The following is a 13655-nucleotide window of genomic DNA, read 5'->3' as shown; positions in this document are numbered from 1 at the left end:
CATAGGATCTCGACTCTACACAGCGGGGTGGAGCGGTGCTTACACCGGGTAGCCGGTGGCTTCCCTGGCCTTCTTCCAGGCGCTTTCGAATTCGCGCGCGGAGATTTCGTCGTCCTCGTCGAAATCCAGGAACGACACCGGCTGGTCGGCCAGCAGGAAGCGGTCGTCGCTGTGGGCATGCTCGTCGGCCCAGACCATCTTGGTGCCGTAGATTTCCACCTGGCGCACGATCTTCTCGCCGCGTGCTTCCATCAGCACGTTGCCCTTGCCCAGGCCCGATTCGGCCCAGTGCTTGTAGTACTTCTTTGCGGCGGATTTCGCGCCGGATCTTGCGTTGTGCTTTGCGTAGGTCATTGCGGAGGTCCTGGCCGCAGACGCGGCCGGAAAGTTCGGAATGGCGCCATTATCGCCCGACCTTGCAGCACGCAGGTGAGCGCTTCATTGGGCCGGCGCCGGCAACGCCACGCCCTTCGGCCACAGCATCCAGATGTTGCCCTTCTGCTTCATGTCACCGGCCAGCTTGCCGGCGGCATCGCCGCTGCCCCAGTACAGGTCGGCGCGCACTTCACCGGCGATGGCACCGCCGGTGTCCTGCGCGGCCACCGGGCGCACCATCGGGCTGCCGTCCGGGCGCGTGGTGGACAGCCACAGCAGGCTGCCCAGCGGCACCACGGTGCGGTCCACTGCCACGCTGTAACCGGCGGTGAGCGGCACGTTCAGTGAACCGCGTGGACCTTCCGGGCTGTCCGGGTTGCGCACGAAAAACACGTAGCTGGGATTGCTGCGCAGCAGTTCCGGCACGCGTGCGGGATTGGCTCGGGCCCAGGTGCGGATGGCGTCCATGGTGACGTCTTCCTTCTTCAGCTGGCCCTGGTCCACCAGCCAGCGACCGATGGCGCGGTACGGGTGGCCATTCTGTTCTGCATAGGCCAGCCGCACCTGCGTGCCATCGCCCAGTCGCACCCGGCCGGATCCCTGGATCTGCAGCAGCTGCAGGTCCATCGGATCAGTCAGCCAGGCCAGCACCGGCGCCTTGGCGCCCTTGGCCGCGATGGTACCGGCGTCGTCATAGGGCTTGAGCACCTTGCCTTCGACGCGCCCGCGCAAACGCTTGCCCTTCAGTTCCGGGTAGAGGCTCTCCAGCTGCACCACCACCAGATCATCCGGCGTGCCGTACACCGGCACCGTGGCAGTGGCCGTGCGGGTGAGGCTGCCGGGATAGATCGGTTCGTAGTAGCCGGTAATGAGCCCGTCGGCCTGGTGGCCGCCGGCACGCAGTGCATAGACATACAAATCGCGCTGCAGGAACTGGCGGATCGCGGCCGGGTCCTTGTCCGCCACCGTCGCGGCGGTGGCGCAGGGTCTGGCCCAGACCGCATCGTTCTTCAGGCGGGTGCAGCTGCTGCGCCAGGCAACGAAGCCGGCCTGCAGATCGCTGTCGGAGACCGGCGGCAGTGCGCTCCATGCGACCTTGGCGTAGGTGGCCGCCGGCGGTGTGACGGCCGTCGGCACTTCGGATCCGGTGCGGGGGGCGGTGGTGGAGCAGCCGGCGAGCACGGCCGCTGCCAGCAGGATGCAGTGCTTGCGCTTGAAGAAGGTGGCGGAATCGATCATGCCGCCATGGTGGAGTGCCGGCCGCTGGGCGGCAACCCAGCGCGGGGTCAAGCGTTCATGCGCGGGGTCACGGCATCTGCAGCAACAGCGAATGCAGGATGCGGGCGTCCTCGGCATCCAGCGTCTTCGGCAGGTCGTCGCGGCCACGGAAACGGCGATGGAAGGCGGCGACGGTGGCCTCGCGGTTGTCCAGCGTATAGCCGAAGCGGGCCAGCGCATTCCACGCATCGAAGCCTTCGGGTGCGGCACCATCGGCGGCGCGCGGCCACGCCCCGAAGCCGGCTTCGGCCAGCTGCTGCCACGGGAAGAAGCGGCTCGGATCCTGCTTGCGCGTCGGTGCCAGGTCGGCGTGGGCGATCACCTGGCGCGGCGGAATGTTCAGGCGCGTGGTGAGGTCACGCAGCAGCACGATCAGCGATTCGATCTGCGCCGCACTGAACGGGCTGCGGCCATCGTTGTCGAGTTCGATGCCGATCGAGGCCGAATTGAGATCGGTGATGGTGCCCCAGCGTCCGGCCCCCGCATGCCAGGCGCGGCGCACATCGGCCACCAGCTGGTAGCGATGGCCATCGGCGCCGATCAGGTAGTGCGCGCTGACCGGTCCACCACTGTTGGCCGTGCGCAGCGTGTGCAGGCTCTGCTGCACCGATTTCTGCTCGGTGTGGTGGATGACGATGATGACCGGCGTGCGCGCGTTCTGGTTGGGCGACGGCACCCAGGTGGCGAGCGGGTTGTGCGTCTCCCGTGGCGCGGAGGCACAGGCGGCCAGCAACAGGCAGGCCGAGAGCATGAAGGCAGTGCGGATCGGGCGCATGGCCTGATTGTGCGCGATCGGGCGCGATGATGCATGCCGCCGTGCCGAGAAAGCTTGGCACCCACCAGAGAGGATGCGGTAGATCCACGCCATGCGTGGATGGGCTACCGGCTGTGCCGACCAACGGTCGGCACCCGCCAGAGCAGACCCAGCCCCCGTGCCAAGCAAGCTTGGCACCTACCAGAACGAGGACAGTGGAAGTGCCGACCAACGGTCGGCACCCACCCTGTCCATGCACCGCTACTTCAGGCCTCGTAGGCGGATTCGCCGTGCGAAGTCACATCCAGGCCGGTGCGTTCGGCCTCTTCGGTCACCCGCAGGCCGACCACGACCTTGACCACCAGCAGGATGACCGCGGTCACCACGGCCGACCACACCACGGTGAGACCGACACTGACCACCTGCACCCACACCTGGTGGCCGATATCCAGATCGGCCTTGGTGCCACCCAGCGACTGCGCACTGAACACGCCGGTAAGGATCGCGCCGACGATGCCGCCGACGCCATGCACACCGAACACGTCGGCGGTGTCGTCCACCTTCAGCAGGCGCTTGAGGCCGGTCACGCCCCACACGCAGACCACGCCGGCGACGAAGCCGATGACGATCGCGCCGAGCGGACCGACGGTGCCGCAGGCCGGGGTGATGCCGACCAGGCCGGCCACCGCGCCCGAGGCGGCGCCCAGTGCCGACGGCTTGCCCTTGCTGATCGCTTCCACCAGCGTCCAGCCGAGTACAGCCGCAGCCGTGGCCAGCACGGTGTTGAGGAAGGCCAGTGAAGCTACGGTATCGGCCGCGGCGGCGGAGCCGGCGTTGAAGCCGAACCAACCCACCCACAGCAGCATCGCGCCGATATAGGTGAACGGCACGTTGTGCGGCTTCAGCGCGGTCTGGCCATAGCCCAGGCGCTTGCCGACGAACCATGCGGCCACCAGGCCGGCAACGCCTGCGTTGATGTGGACCACGGTGCCACCGGCGAAATCGATCGCGCCCATCTCACCCAGGTAGCCGCCACCCCAGACGATGTGCGCCATCGGGATGTAGCTGAGGGTGAACCACAGCGCCGAGAACAGCAGCACCGCACGGAACTTGATGCGTTCGGCGAAGGCACCGACGATCAGCGCAGTGGTGATGCCCGCGAAGGTCGACTGGAAGGCGACGAACAGGTAATCCGGCAAGCCCTTGATCGGCGTATTTCCGACCGACTCCGGAGTGAAGCCCTTGAGGAAGGCGAATTCGGTGAACGAGCCGAAGAATGGGTTGCCGGCGCTGAATACCGCGCTGTAGCCGTACGCCACCCACAGCAGCAGCACCAGCGAGAACACCACCAGGATCTGGCTGAGTACCGACAGCACGTTCTTCGAACGCACCAGGCCGCCGTAGAACAGGGCAAGGCCCGGCACCACCATCAGCAGCACCAGCAGGGTGGAAGTGAGCATCCAGGCCACGTCACCGTGGTCGAACGCCGGGGCCGTTGCTTCGGCAGCGGCAGGTGCTGCGGCCACCGGGGCCTGCAACGGTTCAACCGCTACGGTTTCGCTCGGCAGCGGCGACACCTGTGCCTGGGCATGGGCACTGCCCGGCCACGCACCGGCGGCGAACGCGCTGAGCAGCATCAACAGCCACACGACATGGAACCGGGCTTGCCACCCGGCGAGAAGGCGCATCTTCATGGGGGAGTCTCCGGAAGGGGGTTACAGCGCGTCGGCACCGATTTCGCCGGTGCGGATGCGGATGACCTGTTCGACGGCGGTGACGAAGATCTTGCCGTCACCGATCTTGCCGGTGCCTGCCGACGACTGGATCGCTTCGATCACCGCGTCGGCACGCTCGTCGGTGACCACGGTTTCGATCTTGATCTTGGGCAGGAAATCGACGACGTACTCGGCGCCGCGATACAGCTCGGTGTGGCCCTTCTGGCGACCGAAGCCTTTCACTTCGGTCACGGTGATGCCCGACACGCCTGCGTCGGACAGGGCCTCGCGGACCTCGTCGAGCTTGAACGGCCGGATGATGGCGGAGATCAGTTTCATGCGCATGTCCCGATGGTGGATGGGGCCAGCGCGCAGACGCGCGTTGGCATCAGGCAACCCGCGGCCATCAGATGATGGCCGTGGCTGTTGCACCGGACACATACAGGGCCGGGACGGCCGTGCCTCTCTCCTTGCACGACCGACGCGGGAGGGAGGGCGGCCCTGGTCGCGTATCCGGTCTTTCTCTTGCCCCTGGATAAGCGGGCCAAAGGCCCGCGTTCCAATGCAGCGGACCGACAGTCCGCTCTACAACGGCGGGCCTGCGCCCGCCTTGCGGCTCCCCAGCCGCGAGAACGGAAGCGATGGCGGCGGGTGGGAGGGGAAGCCCACCGCCATCGCATCCGGTCAGCTGGCGTAGTACAGCTGGTATTCCAGCGGGTGGGTGGCCGCGCGGAACTTGGTCACTTCCTGCATCTTCAGCGCGATGTAGCCGTCGATGAAGTCATCGCTCATCACGCCACCGGCCTTCAGGAACTCGCGGTCCTTGTCCAGCGCTTCCAGCGCCTGGTCCAGGGAGGAGCAGACCTGCGGGATCAGCTTCTCTTCTTCCGGCGGCAGGTCGTACAGGTCCTTGTCGCTCGGTGCGCCCGGGTCGATCTGGTTCTTGATGCCGTCCAGGCCGGCCATCATCAGCGCGGTGAAGGTCAGGTAGCCGGACTGGATCGGATCCGGGAAGCGCATTTCGATGCGGCGCGCCTTCGGGTTGGAGACCCACGGAATGCGGCACGAGGCCGAACGGTTGCGGGCCGAGTAGGCCAGCATCACCGGCGCTTCGAAGCCCGGCACCAGGCGCTTGTAGCTGTTGGTGCCCGAGTTGGCGAAGGCATTGATGGCCTTGGCGTGCTTGAAGATGCCGCCGATGTACCACAGCGCCAGCTGGCTCAGGCCACCGTAGCCGTCACCGGAGAACAGGTTGGTGCCGCCCTTGGACAGCGACTGGTGCACGTGCATGCCGCTGCCGTTGTCGCCGACGATCGGCTTGGGCATGAAGGTGACGGTCTTGCCATTGCGGTGCGCGACGTTCTTGATGACGTACTTCATGCGCAGCAGTTCGTCGGCCTTCTGCACCAGGGTGCTGAACTTGGTGCCGATCTCGCACTGGCCTGCGGTGGCCACTTCGTGGTGCTGCACTTCCACTTCGATGCCGACCTGTTCCAGGGTCTTGCACATCTCGGCGCGCAGGTCGTGCAGGGTGTCGGTCGGCGGCACGGGGAAGTAGCCACCCTTCACGCCCGGACGGTAGCCGCTGTTGGCGCCGTCGTACTTGGCACCGCTGTTCCAGGCGGCTTCTTCGGAATCGACCTTGAAGAAGGTATTGCCCATTTCATTGGCGAAACGGACCGAGTCGAAGATGAAGAATTCCGGCTCCGGGCCGAAGAACGCGGTTTCGGCGATGCCGGAGGACTTCAGGTAAGCCTCGGCGCGCTTGGCGATGCCGCGCGGGCAACGACCATACGGCTGCATGGTGGCCGGGTCCAGGATGTCGCAGCTGATCACGATGGTCGGATCGGCGTAGAACGGGTCGACGTAGGCGCTGGCAGTATCCGGCAGCAGCACCATGTCCGACTCGTTGATGCCCTTCCAGCCGGCGATCGAGCTGCCGTCGAACATCTTGCCTTCTTCGAACAGCGACGGCTCGATGATGCTGACCGGGAAGGTCACGTGCTGCTCGACACCACGCATGTCGACAAAGCGCAGATCGACGAACTCGATCTGGTTGTCCTTGATCAGCTTCTCAACGTTTTCCACGGACATCGGTACGACCTCGGATGGGGATGAATGCCTGCTGAGGTAGAGCAACGACCGTGCCAACTTTTCGCAGGCTGCAAGTCATTGATTTCAAAAAGGGTGCCCTGGACCGGTGCAAATCGGTGCGCACCAATTGGGTGCATCCAGCACCAGACGCACCCGTTTGGTGCAGCAGGGATCGTCTATCCTCTCGACCTTCTTCCTTCCTGCCGCGCGTGCCCGCACTGTCCATGTCCGACCTGCTCTCCGCCCTGCTGCTGGGCATCCTCGAAGGCTTGACCGAATTCCTGCCGATCTCCAGCACCGGCCACCTGCTCATCGCCCAGCACTGGCTGGGTGCCCGCTCGGACTTCTTCAACATCGTCATCCAGGCCGGCGCGATCGTGGCCGTGGTGCTGGTGTTCCGCCAGCGCCTGCTGCAGCTGGCCACCGGCTTGAACCAGCGCGAGAACCGCGAGTACGTGTTCAAGCTGGGCGCGGCCTTCCTGGTCACCGCCGTGGTCGGCCTGGTGGTGCGCAAGGCCGGCTGGTCGCTGCCGGAGACGGTCAGCCCGGTGGCCTGGGCACTGATCATCGGTGGCGTCTGGATGCTGCTGGTGGAGGCCTATACCGCGCGCCTGCCCGACCGCGACCAGGTGACCTGGACAGTGGCGATCAGTGTGGGCCTGGCGCAGGTGGTGGCCGGCGTGTTCCCCGGCACCTCGCGCTCGGCCTCGGCGATCTTCCTGGCCATGCTGCTGGGCCTGAGCCGCCGCGCCGCCGCCGCCGAGTTCGTGTTCCTGGTCGGCATTCCCACCATGTTCGCCGCCAGCGCCTACACCTTCCTGGAGATGGCCAAGGCCGGGCAGCTGGGCAGCGAGAACTGGGCCGACGTGGGCGTGGCCTTCCTTGCCGCGGCCGTCACCGGCTTCGTCGTAGTGAAGTGGCTGATGGGCTACATCAAGTCGCACAGGTTCACCGCCTTCGCCATTTACCGCATCGCGCTGGGCGCGGTGCTGCTGCTGTGGTTGCCGTCCGGCAGCTGAACAGCGCCGGGGCACGGTAACCCCGATGCCGGCCCCACCCCGTTTCCCCCACGGTTCCCCAAGGAGAATGTTCAGGGGTGAGATATATCAGGGGGGGCTGCGAGATATCTAGCCGGAAGACCCCGGAAGAAAGCTGGCAATGGCGGATCAAGATGGAAAGCCATTGCGCCTGGTGCAATCAGGGTGCTGTGCGGAACAGACTCATCTGATTGAGGTTACGATCCCGGAAGTTCGCCCTGGCGAGCAGCTTGCGGATCCCTTGCTCAGACATTCTGTATCGCTTCGCCAAGCCCGGAACTGTAGCCCCATTGCGGTGGGCGTCCAGTATCTCACGCTCGCGTGGGCTGAGCTTGAATGAGGCGTCCTGGGGAAAGTAGATGGTCTGGCCGCCCCAGTCTTCGGCCAAGGTGTCCGCCACCGCCGCGCCGATCTGCTCTGCGAAGTCGTCACCGAGGCCGAGCGCACGCGCAGCCGTAGCCGCCGCCGAAGCGGCATTGGCCAAGAGCTCGTTGCGGCGGGCCTCCATCGACTTCATGCCGAAGGGGCCTCCCGCCGGGCGCGGCGATTGGCATCGATCTGAAGAGCGGCAATCACTTTGGACAACTGATCCGGGTTGCACCATTCCAGGCGTCCTACCTTGAACATGTGGCGGGCCACCGAATGGGCATATTCCCACTCACGCCCCGAATCAGCCAGCAGGGCTTCGATCTTGGACAGCTGAGGGGACAGGTCGCCCTTGGGGCGGCCTGCCCAACGTTTGGCTGCGTACGTCGCCTTGGCGGGAATTCCACCCAGGCGACGCAGCTCGTTGGCGATCGCATCGAGCTGCCGGCGATCGCATTTGCCGGCGCTTCGCTGGGCGGCCCCGTGCTCCTTGGAGACGCGCTCAACCAGGTCACGGTAGACGTCCTCGGAGAGACCGAGCTTCTTGGCGCCGGCGTGGATCGCGGCCAGCACCCGGTTACGGCCGTCGCCGGCCTTGCGAATGCGCGTCATGCCTTGCTCCTTGCGCCCTGAGCGGACCGGAGGGCGGTCTGCCATGCCGGCACTTCCTGACCCGCATGGTCCAGCAACTGCAGCAGCCCTTCGCGCGCGCCAGGCACGATACGGCCACCGTCCTTCAGGACGGTGGCCACCTGGGACTTCTTTGTCAGCGGATCACGACGGATCAGCGGCCCCTTACTCGCGGCCAGCTCTGGCGGGAACCGGAAGAGCGGGACCGTGTAGGTTGCCCGCATGGCCGGCCAGTAGCCGCGCTGGCTCTCACTGCCCATCTCCATGAGGTCCGCCGCCACTGCCCGCCGCAGTTCGCGGTCGGCGAAGAACGCTGGCGTCGAACCAGGCGGCATCAGGTAGCCAAGAACTGCATCCACCGCCGCTCGAACGGCTGAGCGTGACGGGCCGTTGGCCACGGCGCGAGGCGCGGCCTTGTAGGCCCGCCATGCCGCGTCGTACACGGTCTCATCCACGTTGCACCTCCGCATCGGAAAGCTTGAAGGCCTGTTCCAGCACCAGGAACAGGCGGCGAATCTCACCGCTCTGGAGGGCGAAGCGGGCATCGACCTCGGCGCGATGGCTATCGGCGTCGGCTTGCTCCAACTGCGAGAGCGCACCGTCCAGGAACTTCAGCTTTCGCACCACCAGGTCATCGCCCAGCTCGAAGGACAGCGCGTCCTCCAGCACCAGCGCCAGCTTGGTGACCTGCTTGCCGGCATCCAGGTGCTTGTCGATCTCGTCGCTGCGCAGTTCCTGGTCGCTGCAGCGCACCTTGGCGCCACCCTCGACCGGATCGCGCAACTCGGCGGACTCTCCAAGGGATAGCCCGTCCGGCAGCGGCTCGCCAGCGATCCAGCCGGTCAGGATCGAGCGCGGTGCCACCTGAGCGTTCAGCGGGATTGCCGGGAAGCCGCCCAGCAGGCCACGGATATCGGACACGAAGGCCTCGCCCACCTTGCGGCTGGAGGTATCCACAGCCACATAGCCGTGGGTCAGGTCCAGGATCGCGTCGTGGCGGGTGTTCTTGACGAAGGCCTTGGGCAGCAGCTCGTGCAAGATGTCGTCCTTCATGTGCTTGCGCTCGCGACCACCTGGTCGGCGGCCCTGTTCCTGTTCCATGATCTGAAGACGGCTCTCCAGCGCACGGTTGACCACCGCGCCGGGCAGGATCTTGTCCTCGCCACCCACCGTCAGCCAGAGGAAATTGCCCTGCCGGCAGGACAGGTGCTCCTGCTCCTCGCGGCCGAAGGGGGAAATGAAGCCGCGCGAGTTCATTTCGAGCGGTCCAACCGGCTTCAGAACGCCATACGGCAGCACGGATTCGACTTCGGAGAAGTCGGTGCTGGTCGGGAAGCGGAACAGCACCAGGTTACGCATCAGCATCGTCGTCCTCCTCGCCTTCATAGGCGTCGCGCTCGGCGGTGTGGATGGCCTCCTGGCACATGTAGATCAACTTCAGACAGATGCCCCGGTGGGTACCATCGAGCTTCCCGGCCTGATCGTTGACTTCGAAGAAGGCGACCCCGAGTGCTGCCACAGCGCGCATACCGGGTTCAGTGGACGCGTCCTGAAGAAGCGTCTCGCAGTTGGGGCGGGTGAGATGGATCTGGCCCATCAGGTGTTCTCCTTCAGATAAACGGTCACGGCGGACATGCCACCCCAGCGCAGCCGGCGCGGATGCTGGCCGCACCACGCCAACCAGGCGCCCAGCGCGTCACCCTTTGCCTGCTGCGTGTCTGCCTCTGGCACGCCCGGCACAACCAGCATCCCCTGCATGGCTCCCTTTCCGTGCCTAGCAACGACTGAGATCACCTTGCGCAGCTGCGTGCTGCTCCCTTCGGCAATGAAAATGGCGCCATCCGGCACGTTTGTCCCGAAGCCGATCTGGCCATTGGCCCAGCAGTACGCGATCACAATTGCACCTCGCAGATGGATTTCTGAACCTCATGGATCAGATCCAAACGTTGGTTGGCGGCAGCCAGCGCGGCGGCCATCTCAGTCACTGCCTACTGGGCGCACGGGCCGCACATGGGCGACTCGGGCGCACCGGTGGGCATGTCGCAGTTGACGCAGGCATGACGCGGCCCGGTGCTGGCCACCTCGGGGTCGGTGCGTTCTTCAAAGTGCAGAAGCGCCGGCTGGGAGATGTGGCGCTTCAGGCGCCAGGGCAATGCGTCCCCGCGCGCCTCGATGTACCGCACTGCCTGACGGACGGCATAGCGAGCAGCGGTCGCGTCTTCGCCTTGGACGTTGCCGCAGGCGGCGTCGAAAAAGCGCAACCCGTCCAGCTCGACTGCCAGAGCGTGGATCTCGACGTCGGCCCGCGCCGCTCGGTCGGCGATCTCCACCGCCAGGGCCAAGGTGCTGGCATTGAGTGCACCGCGAACGCCGTCGAAGCGGAAGGTGCAGGTGTCTCGGATCTTCGGCATGTCAGACTCCGGCCACGTCGAGAGAAATCGGCTGGTACTGGCCACGTGCGTCGCGCTCGTAGAACCGCACGTAGGTCTTGCTGCCCACCACCGTCACCGCATCACTGATCGCGGTCATTGCCCGCTGCCAGCGGGCGTCATCGAACTGCAGCCGGCGAAGTGACAGCACCTCTGCAGTCTTGATGCTGCCGTCCTGGCCCACCTTGAAGGCGCTGTTGACCAGGGTGCGCAGCTCGGCGCGCGAGCCTTCGGTCCAGTCGTTGAGGCACTCATCGATCAGTGCCTTGGCGGCCTGCAGGCGCTCATCGAACTGGATGGTGTCCTGGCAGGCGCGCAGGATCTTGAAGCGGCCATCGTAGGAATACAGGCTGACGTTGCCCTTGTCGCCGCCGATCTTGGCGCCGTACTGCTCGCCGCTGAGCTGCACGAACGCGCCGATATCGGCGAACGTATCCGCTTTGAAGGTGCGCAGGGCTTCGCGCAGCTGCAGGGCGCGCTGGATCTTCTCCTGCACGAGCTGGTCACGCGCCAGATCGATCGGCTTGATCTGTGCCTCGGGCACCAGCCGACCGTTACGGTCCTCGCGGTAGCCTTCGGGAATGGATGGGGTCATTGGGCGCCTCCTTGGGCGGCGGGGGTGACAAACGGTTGAGTGGGTCGAAGGACGTCGGGGACGCCTTCGACGTGGATAGGGCTGGTTGCGGTGAACCAGTCGGCGCGCCAGCGGCGGGCGGCATCCAGCGAGATGCCGAGCAGGCCGGAAATGCGCTGCGGGGTAAGCTGGCGCGGGTTCTGAGTACGAGCCCACAGCGCAAAGCGCATCGCGCGCAGGTGGTCGTAGCGCTGGCGGCCGGTGCGTGCCATCACTCCACCCCGCCGAAGATGCGATCGAAGTGGTTATGCAGCGAATCGACCAGGCGACCACCGAGGTAAGGCGGCAGCTCGCCTTCCAGATCCTCCTGGGACTGACACACGGTGCCGATGGAAGGCGTCAGCGGGTCTTTGTCGAAGGCGGGACCTTCGTAGCCCCCGGCAGCAGAGCGGGCCTTCTGCGCCCCTGTCATACCCGGCCGGGTACCACGCACACGCTGCGCCTGCGCGGCCGCCAACGCCGCCTGGTCGATCTTCCAGTCGGGGTTGAGGCGGTAGTTGCGGGCCACCCCTTCGCCAACGCGCAGGATCATTCCGCACCGCACCGCCTTGGCGACCGCGTTGGACACATAGCCGCGGTAATGGAAGCCGTGCTCCATCACCCGATCGATCAGATCCGCAGAACGGACCACGCTGGCACCCAGTGACAGGGCGATAGCGTGCTGCATTGCGACGCTGGGGATGGCGCTCATGGCTGAACCACCTGCGGTTGGGTGATGCCGGCTTCCGTACGCGTCAGCACGATGACCGGTGCAGGGCTGGGCGTGGTGCGAGCGACCACGCAAACCACTGCGCGGTGCTTGCCGTCGACCTTGCTGCGGGCCTGGGCGTCTTCGATCGCCTTGGCCGAGTCGGTGAAGGTGTCGCCACCCACCCACTCAGCAGGGACCACCAGGAACTGGCCGCGCTCAGCCATGAGCCACCTCCCGCAGCATCGGAGGACGCTGGGTCCACTCCAGCTGCACGCCCTGGTACTCAGCTGCCATCACGCGGTCCTGCCCGCCGCTGCCGTTGGGTTGGCGGCGCTTGAGGTGGCCACCCACCATCGTGGGAGGGCGGTCCAGAATCAGCACGGCGCGACGGCCATTGCTGTGCAGGCCCAGGATCTCGATGCCGCTGTTCTCCAGCTCGCGGGCAGTGTTCGCGGCGGCATACAGCACATCGGAGTTACGTTCATGGTTCATGGTTGGATTCCTCGTCGGTAGCGGGCTTGTCCAGCCCGAGTTGTCCGTACAGATCCGGGAGCGCAACGCGCTTCATCGCGCTGACCTGCTCCAGGGAGGTCATGGCGCGCCCGACCAGGAAGGTGCAGGCGCGGTCCAGTTCGGCCGCACTGGCGGCAAGGTGGTAACCGTGAGCCGGGTGGGCGCAGATCGGGTGCCCCTCGCGCCGCAGCTGCTCGATGATCTGGCGCAGGCGGCGCTCGTCGGCGGTGCTGGTACGTGAGGTGATCTGCTGCACCAGGTCGCGGGCGGTGATGCCGTTGACGGCGCCGCGACGGCCCTGCAGCTGCAAAAGCACCGTCTGTGGGGACAGCTCTTGCGGTAGCAGGGCCAGCTGCATGTCAGATGGCCCCCCGATCAATGCCGGCGGCAATCGCCAGGTCCAGAATCTCGTCCAGTTCCAGCAGCCAGCGCTTGTTGGTGCTCTGCGAGATCACCAGCACGCCGGTGTGGATCCACGCCTCGATCAGGTACTCACGTCTGGAGTCAGGGTCCTGTACCTGGATAGCCCCCACTCGCGATGCTGTGGGGAACATGTGGCAGTCCTGCACCAGCACCCCGATGGACTTCTTTCGCTGGGGGTGCCGGGCGCTGTGGCGCTTGCGGTTGTGCACCTGGCCAAGGCAACGCTGGAGGGTCGGAACGGCCATCATTCCTCCTCCTCATCTTCGTCACCGTCGCGCAGCTGATAGATCAGCGCGAGCAGCTGCCACGTATTCAAGCCAGAAAGAACCAAGTTCATGTCCTGGCCGTCCTGCCAGACGATGCCAGCCTTGGCAAAGATATCCCGGTGCATAACGGTCACTTGGCGATGCGGCAGCTCGGCTTCGCGTAGCAGGCGCAGTGCAAACTCCCGCATGGGACCGAGTTCCTCAGCGGTAGGGTCAGCCACGCGTCACCCCCTCGCGCTGCAGTACCTCGGCCGGCACATGGGCAGTGATGCGTTCCCAGTTGGCGCGCGGCATGATCACCACCTGCAGGATGTCCACGTTGATCGGCTCGGGCTTGTCCTGCATTTCGAAGGGAATCAGGATGGCTTGGGTGGCGAACGGCCACACTTCGCCCTGCGGCGTCCTCACCATTGCTTCTACCGCCGGCCAGCCTTCAGTTCGGATCGCCAT

Annotated in this window: 23 protein-coding genes; 1 reads left to right on the top strand and 22 read right to left on the bottom strand. The window is 65.8% G+C overall.

What is annotated here, in order from left to right:
• Positions 1 to 39 precede the first annotated feature (39 nt).
• The 6 genes from ARC63_RS12290 to glnA all read right to left on the bottom strand — a co-directional run bounded on the left by ARC63_RS12290 (position 40) and on the right by glnA (position 6216).
• Positions 40 to 354, bottom strand: a complete 315-nt coding sequence (locus tag ARC63_RS12290) for a hypothetical protein (RefSeq protein WP_008268793.1) — start codon at positions 352 to 354, stop codon at positions 40 to 42.
• 84 nt (positions 355 to 438) lie between these two features.
• Positions 439 to 1614 carry a murein transglycosylase A gene (gene mltA / locus ARC63_RS12285; RefSeq protein ID WP_057503445.1) on the bottom strand — a complete coding sequence of 392 codons (1176 nt, stop codon included), beginning with the start codon at positions 1612 to 1614 and terminating at the stop codon, positions 439 to 441.
• Between the two features lie 67 nt (positions 1615 to 1681).
• The gene (locus ARC63_RS12280) at positions 1682 to 2428 is read right to left on the bottom strand and encodes an N-acetylmuramoyl-L-alanine amidase (RefSeq protein ID WP_057503443.1); all 747 of its coding nucleotides are present in this window, start codon (positions 2426 to 2428) and stop codon (positions 1682 to 1684) included.
• A 245-nt stretch (positions 2429 to 2673) separates the two neighbouring features.
• Complete coding sequence (gene amt, locus ARC63_RS12275; protein ID WP_057503442.1) at positions 2674 to 4101, bottom strand: ammonium transporter; 1428 nt, start codon at positions 4099 to 4101, stop codon at positions 2674 to 2676.
• 21 nt (positions 4102 to 4122) lie between these two features.
• Complete coding sequence (locus ARC63_RS12270; protein WP_004134334.1) at positions 4123 to 4461, bottom strand: P-II family nitrogen regulator; 339 nt, start codon at positions 4459 to 4461, stop codon at positions 4123 to 4125.
• 345 nt (positions 4462 to 4806) lie between these two features.
• A complete protein-coding gene (gene glnA / locus ARC63_RS12265; protein ID WP_010487206.1) occupies positions 4807 to 6216 on the bottom strand; it encodes a type I glutamate--ammonia ligase in 1410 nt (469 codons plus the stop codon).
• 224 nt (positions 6217 to 6440) lie between these two features.
• On the opposite strand from glnA, the gene ARC63_RS12260 reads away from it, so the two are divergent.
• Positions 6441 to 7235 carry an undecaprenyl-diphosphate phosphatase gene (locus ARC63_RS12260; protein ID WP_057503441.1) on the top strand — a complete coding sequence of 265 codons (795 nt, stop codon included), beginning with the start codon at positions 6441 to 6443 and terminating at the stop codon, positions 7233 to 7235.
• Positions 7236 to 7413: 178 nt separating this feature from the next.
• Here the strand turns inward: ARC63_RS12260 and ARC63_RS12255 are convergent, their stop codons facing one another.
• The 16 genes from ARC63_RS12255 to ARC63_RS12180 form a co-directional block, all read right to left on the bottom strand.
• Entirely contained in the window at positions 7414 to 7770 is a 357-nt protein-coding gene (locus tag ARC63_RS12255; RefSeq protein WP_152907779.1) for a Mor transcription activator family protein, read from the bottom strand.
• Positions 7767 to 8276 carry a regulatory protein GemA gene (locus ARC63_RS12250; protein WP_139042423.1) on the bottom strand — a complete coding sequence of 170 codons (510 nt, stop codon included), beginning with the start codon at positions 8274 to 8276 and terminating at the stop codon, positions 7767 to 7769. The genes ARC63_RS12255 and ARC63_RS12250 overlap by 4 nt, the downstream gene beginning before the upstream one ends.
• Positions 8228 to 8704 (bottom strand): hypothetical protein, encoded by a 477-nt coding sequence (locus tag ARC63_RS12245; RefSeq protein WP_139042422.1) that lies wholly within the window; start codon positions 8702 to 8704, stop codon positions 8228 to 8230. Before ARC63_RS12245 ends, ARC63_RS12250 begins: the two co-directional genes overlap by 49 nt.
• Entirely contained in the window at positions 8697 to 9614 is a 918-nt protein-coding gene (locus ARC63_RS12240; protein ID WP_057503438.1) for a recombination-associated protein RdgC, read from the bottom strand. The genes ARC63_RS12245 and ARC63_RS12240 overlap by 8 nt, the downstream gene beginning before the upstream one ends.
• Entirely contained in the window at positions 9601 to 9846 is a 246-nt protein-coding gene (locus ARC63_RS12235; protein ID WP_057503437.1) for a hypothetical protein, read from the bottom strand. The genes ARC63_RS12240 and ARC63_RS12235 overlap by 14 nt, the downstream gene beginning before the upstream one ends.
• Positions 9846 to 10145 carry a hypothetical protein gene (locus tag ARC63_RS12230; RefSeq protein ID WP_064968340.1) on the bottom strand — a complete coding sequence of 100 codons (300 nt, stop codon included), beginning with the start codon at positions 10143 to 10145 and terminating at the stop codon, positions 9846 to 9848. Before ARC63_RS12230 ends, ARC63_RS12235 begins: the two co-directional genes overlap by 1 nt.
• A gap of 92 nt (positions 10146 to 10237) precedes the next feature.
• Positions 10238 to 10660, bottom strand: a complete 423-nt coding sequence (locus tag ARC63_RS12225) for a hypothetical protein (RefSeq protein ID WP_057503436.1) — start codon at positions 10658 to 10660, stop codon at positions 10238 to 10240.
• Between the two features lies 1 nt (position 10661).
• Positions 10662 to 11273: a DUF3164 family protein gene (locus ARC63_RS12220; protein WP_049397738.1), complete on the bottom strand. Its 612-nt coding sequence runs from the start codon at positions 11271 to 11273 to the stop codon at positions 10662 to 10664.
• The gene (locus ARC63_RS12215) at positions 11270 to 11524 is read right to left on the bottom strand and encodes a hypothetical protein (protein ID WP_049397737.1); all 255 of its coding nucleotides are present in this window, start codon (positions 11522 to 11524) and stop codon (positions 11270 to 11272) included. The genes ARC63_RS12220 and ARC63_RS12215 overlap by 4 nt, the downstream gene beginning before the upstream one ends.
• A complete protein-coding gene (locus ARC63_RS12210) occupies positions 11524 to 12003 on the bottom strand; it encodes a hypothetical protein (RefSeq protein WP_057503435.1) in 480 nt (159 codons plus the stop codon). Before ARC63_RS12210 ends, ARC63_RS12215 begins: the two co-directional genes overlap by 1 nt.
• Positions 12000 to 12227 (bottom strand): hypothetical protein, encoded by a 228-nt coding sequence (locus ARC63_RS12205; RefSeq protein WP_049397735.1) that lies wholly within the window; start codon positions 12225 to 12227, stop codon positions 12000 to 12002. The genes ARC63_RS12210 and ARC63_RS12205 overlap by 4 nt, the downstream gene beginning before the upstream one ends.
• Positions 12220 to 12495 carry a hypothetical protein gene (locus ARC63_RS12200; protein ID WP_040006676.1) on the bottom strand — a complete coding sequence of 92 codons (276 nt, stop codon included), beginning with the start codon at positions 12493 to 12495 and terminating at the stop codon, positions 12220 to 12222. The genes ARC63_RS12205 and ARC63_RS12200 overlap by 8 nt, the downstream gene beginning before the upstream one ends.
• On the bottom strand, positions 12485 to 12874 hold the full coding sequence (locus tag ARC63_RS12195) for a hypothetical protein (RefSeq protein ID WP_024957596.1): 390 nt from the start codon (positions 12872 to 12874) through the stop codon (positions 12485 to 12487). Before ARC63_RS12195 ends, ARC63_RS12200 begins: the two co-directional genes overlap by 11 nt.
• A gap of 1 nt (position 12875) precedes the next feature.
• Positions 12876 to 13184, bottom strand: a complete 309-nt coding sequence (locus tag ARC63_RS12190; RefSeq protein WP_139042421.1) for a hypothetical protein — start codon at positions 13182 to 13184, stop codon at positions 12876 to 12878.
• Positions 13184 to 13393, bottom strand: coding sequence for a hypothetical protein (locus ARC63_RS12185; protein WP_057503433.1), 210 nt, complete (start codon positions 13391 to 13393; stop codon positions 13184 to 13186). Before ARC63_RS12185 ends, ARC63_RS12190 begins: the two co-directional genes overlap by 1 nt.
• A 25-nt stretch (positions 13394 to 13418) precedes the next feature.
• The gene (locus ARC63_RS12180) at positions 13419 to 13655 is read right to left on the bottom strand and encodes a hypothetical protein (protein WP_057503432.1); all 237 of its coding nucleotides are present in this window, start codon (positions 13653 to 13655) and stop codon (positions 13419 to 13421) included.

The organism is Stenotrophomonas geniculata ATCC 19374 = JCM 13324, assembly GCF_001431625.1.
GTDB lineage: Bacteria > Pseudomonadota > Gammaproteobacteria > Xanthomonadales > Xanthomonadaceae > Stenotrophomonas > Stenotrophomonas geniculata.
This window is presented reverse-complemented; position numbering and strand designations above follow the sequence as displayed.

What these genes read in the sequence shown, in the direction of transcription:
- ARC63_RS12290 (WP_008268793.1), bottom strand. Translation starts at nt 354, where the DNA reads ATGACCTACGCAAAGCACAACGCAAGATCCGGCGCGAAATCCGCCGCA.
- mltA (WP_057503445.1), bottom strand. Translation starts at nt 1,614, where the DNA reads ATGATCGATTCCGCCACCTTCTTCAAGCGCAAGCACTGCATCCTGCTG.
- ARC63_RS12280 (WP_057503443.1), bottom strand. Translation starts at nt 2,428, where the DNA reads ATGCGCCCGATCCGCACTGCCTTCATGCTCTCGGCCTGCCTGTTGCTG.
- amt (WP_057503442.1), bottom strand. Translation starts at nt 4,101, where the DNA reads ATGAAGATGCGCCTTCTCGCCGGGTGGCAAGCCCGGTTCCATGTCGTG.
- ARC63_RS12270 (WP_004134334.1), bottom strand. Translation starts at nt 4,461, where the DNA reads ATGAAACTGATCTCCGCCATCATCCGGCCGTTCAAGCTCGACGAGGTC.
- glnA (WP_010487206.1), bottom strand. Translation starts at nt 6,216, where the DNA reads ATGTCCGTGGAAAACGTTGAGAAGCTGATCAAGGACAACCAGATCGAG.
- ARC63_RS12260 (WP_057503441.1), top strand. Translation starts at nt 6,441, where the DNA reads ATGTCCGACCTGCTCTCCGCCCTGCTGCTGGGCATCCTCGAAGGCTTG.
- ARC63_RS12255 (WP_152907779.1), bottom strand. Translation starts at nt 7,770, where the DNA reads ATGAAGTCGATGGAGGCCCGCCGCAACGAGCTCTTGGCCAATGCCGCT.
- ARC63_RS12250 (WP_139042423.1), bottom strand. Translation starts at nt 8,276, where the DNA reads ATGGCAGACCGCCCTCCGGTCCGCTCAGGGCGCAAGGAGCAAGGCATG.
- ARC63_RS12240 (WP_057503438.1), bottom strand. Translation starts at nt 9,614, where the DNA reads ATGCTGATGCGTAACCTGGTGCTGTTCCGCTTCCCGACCAGCACCGAC.
- ARC63_RS12235 (WP_057503437.1), bottom strand. Translation starts at nt 9,846, where the DNA reads ATGGGCCAGATCCATCTCACCCGCCCCAACTGCGAGACGCTTCTTCAG.
- ARC63_RS12225 (WP_057503436.1), bottom strand. Translation starts at nt 10,660, where the DNA reads ATGCCGAAGATCCGAGACACCTGCACCTTCCGCTTCGACGGCGTTCGC.
- ARC63_RS12220 (WP_049397738.1), bottom strand. Translation starts at nt 11,273, where the DNA reads ATGACCCCATCCATTCCCGAAGGCTACCGCGAGGACCGTAACGGTCGG.
- ARC63_RS12215 (WP_049397737.1), bottom strand. Translation starts at nt 11,524, where the DNA reads ATGGCACGCACCGGCCGCCAGCGCTACGACCACCTGCGCGCGATGCGC.
- ARC63_RS12210 (WP_057503435.1), bottom strand. Translation starts at nt 12,003, where the DNA reads ATGAGCGCCATCCCCAGCGTCGCAATGCAGCACGCTATCGCCCTGTCA.
- ARC63_RS12205 (WP_049397735.1), bottom strand. Translation starts at nt 12,227, where the DNA reads ATGGCTGAGCGCGGCCAGTTCCTGGTGGTCCCTGCTGAGTGGGTGGGT.
- ARC63_RS12200 (WP_040006676.1), bottom strand. Translation starts at nt 12,495, where the DNA reads ATGAACCATGAACGTAACTCCGATGTGCTGTATGCCGCCGCGAACACT.
- ARC63_RS12195 (WP_024957596.1), bottom strand. Translation starts at nt 12,874, where the DNA reads ATGCAGCTGGCCCTGCTACCGCAAGAGCTGTCCCCACAGACGGTGCTT.
- ARC63_RS12190 (WP_139042421.1), bottom strand. Translation starts at nt 13,184, where the DNA reads ATGGCCGTTCCGACCCTCCAGCGTTGCCTTGGCCAGGTGCACAACCGC.
- ARC63_RS12185 (WP_057503433.1), bottom strand. Translation starts at nt 13,393, where the DNA reads ATGCGGGAGTTTGCACTGCGCCTGCTACGCGAAGCCGAGCTGCCGCAT.
- ARC63_RS12180 (WP_057503432.1), bottom strand. Translation starts at nt 13,655, where the DNA reads ATGGCGATCCGAACTGAAGGCTGGCCGGCGGTAGAAGCAATGGTGAGG.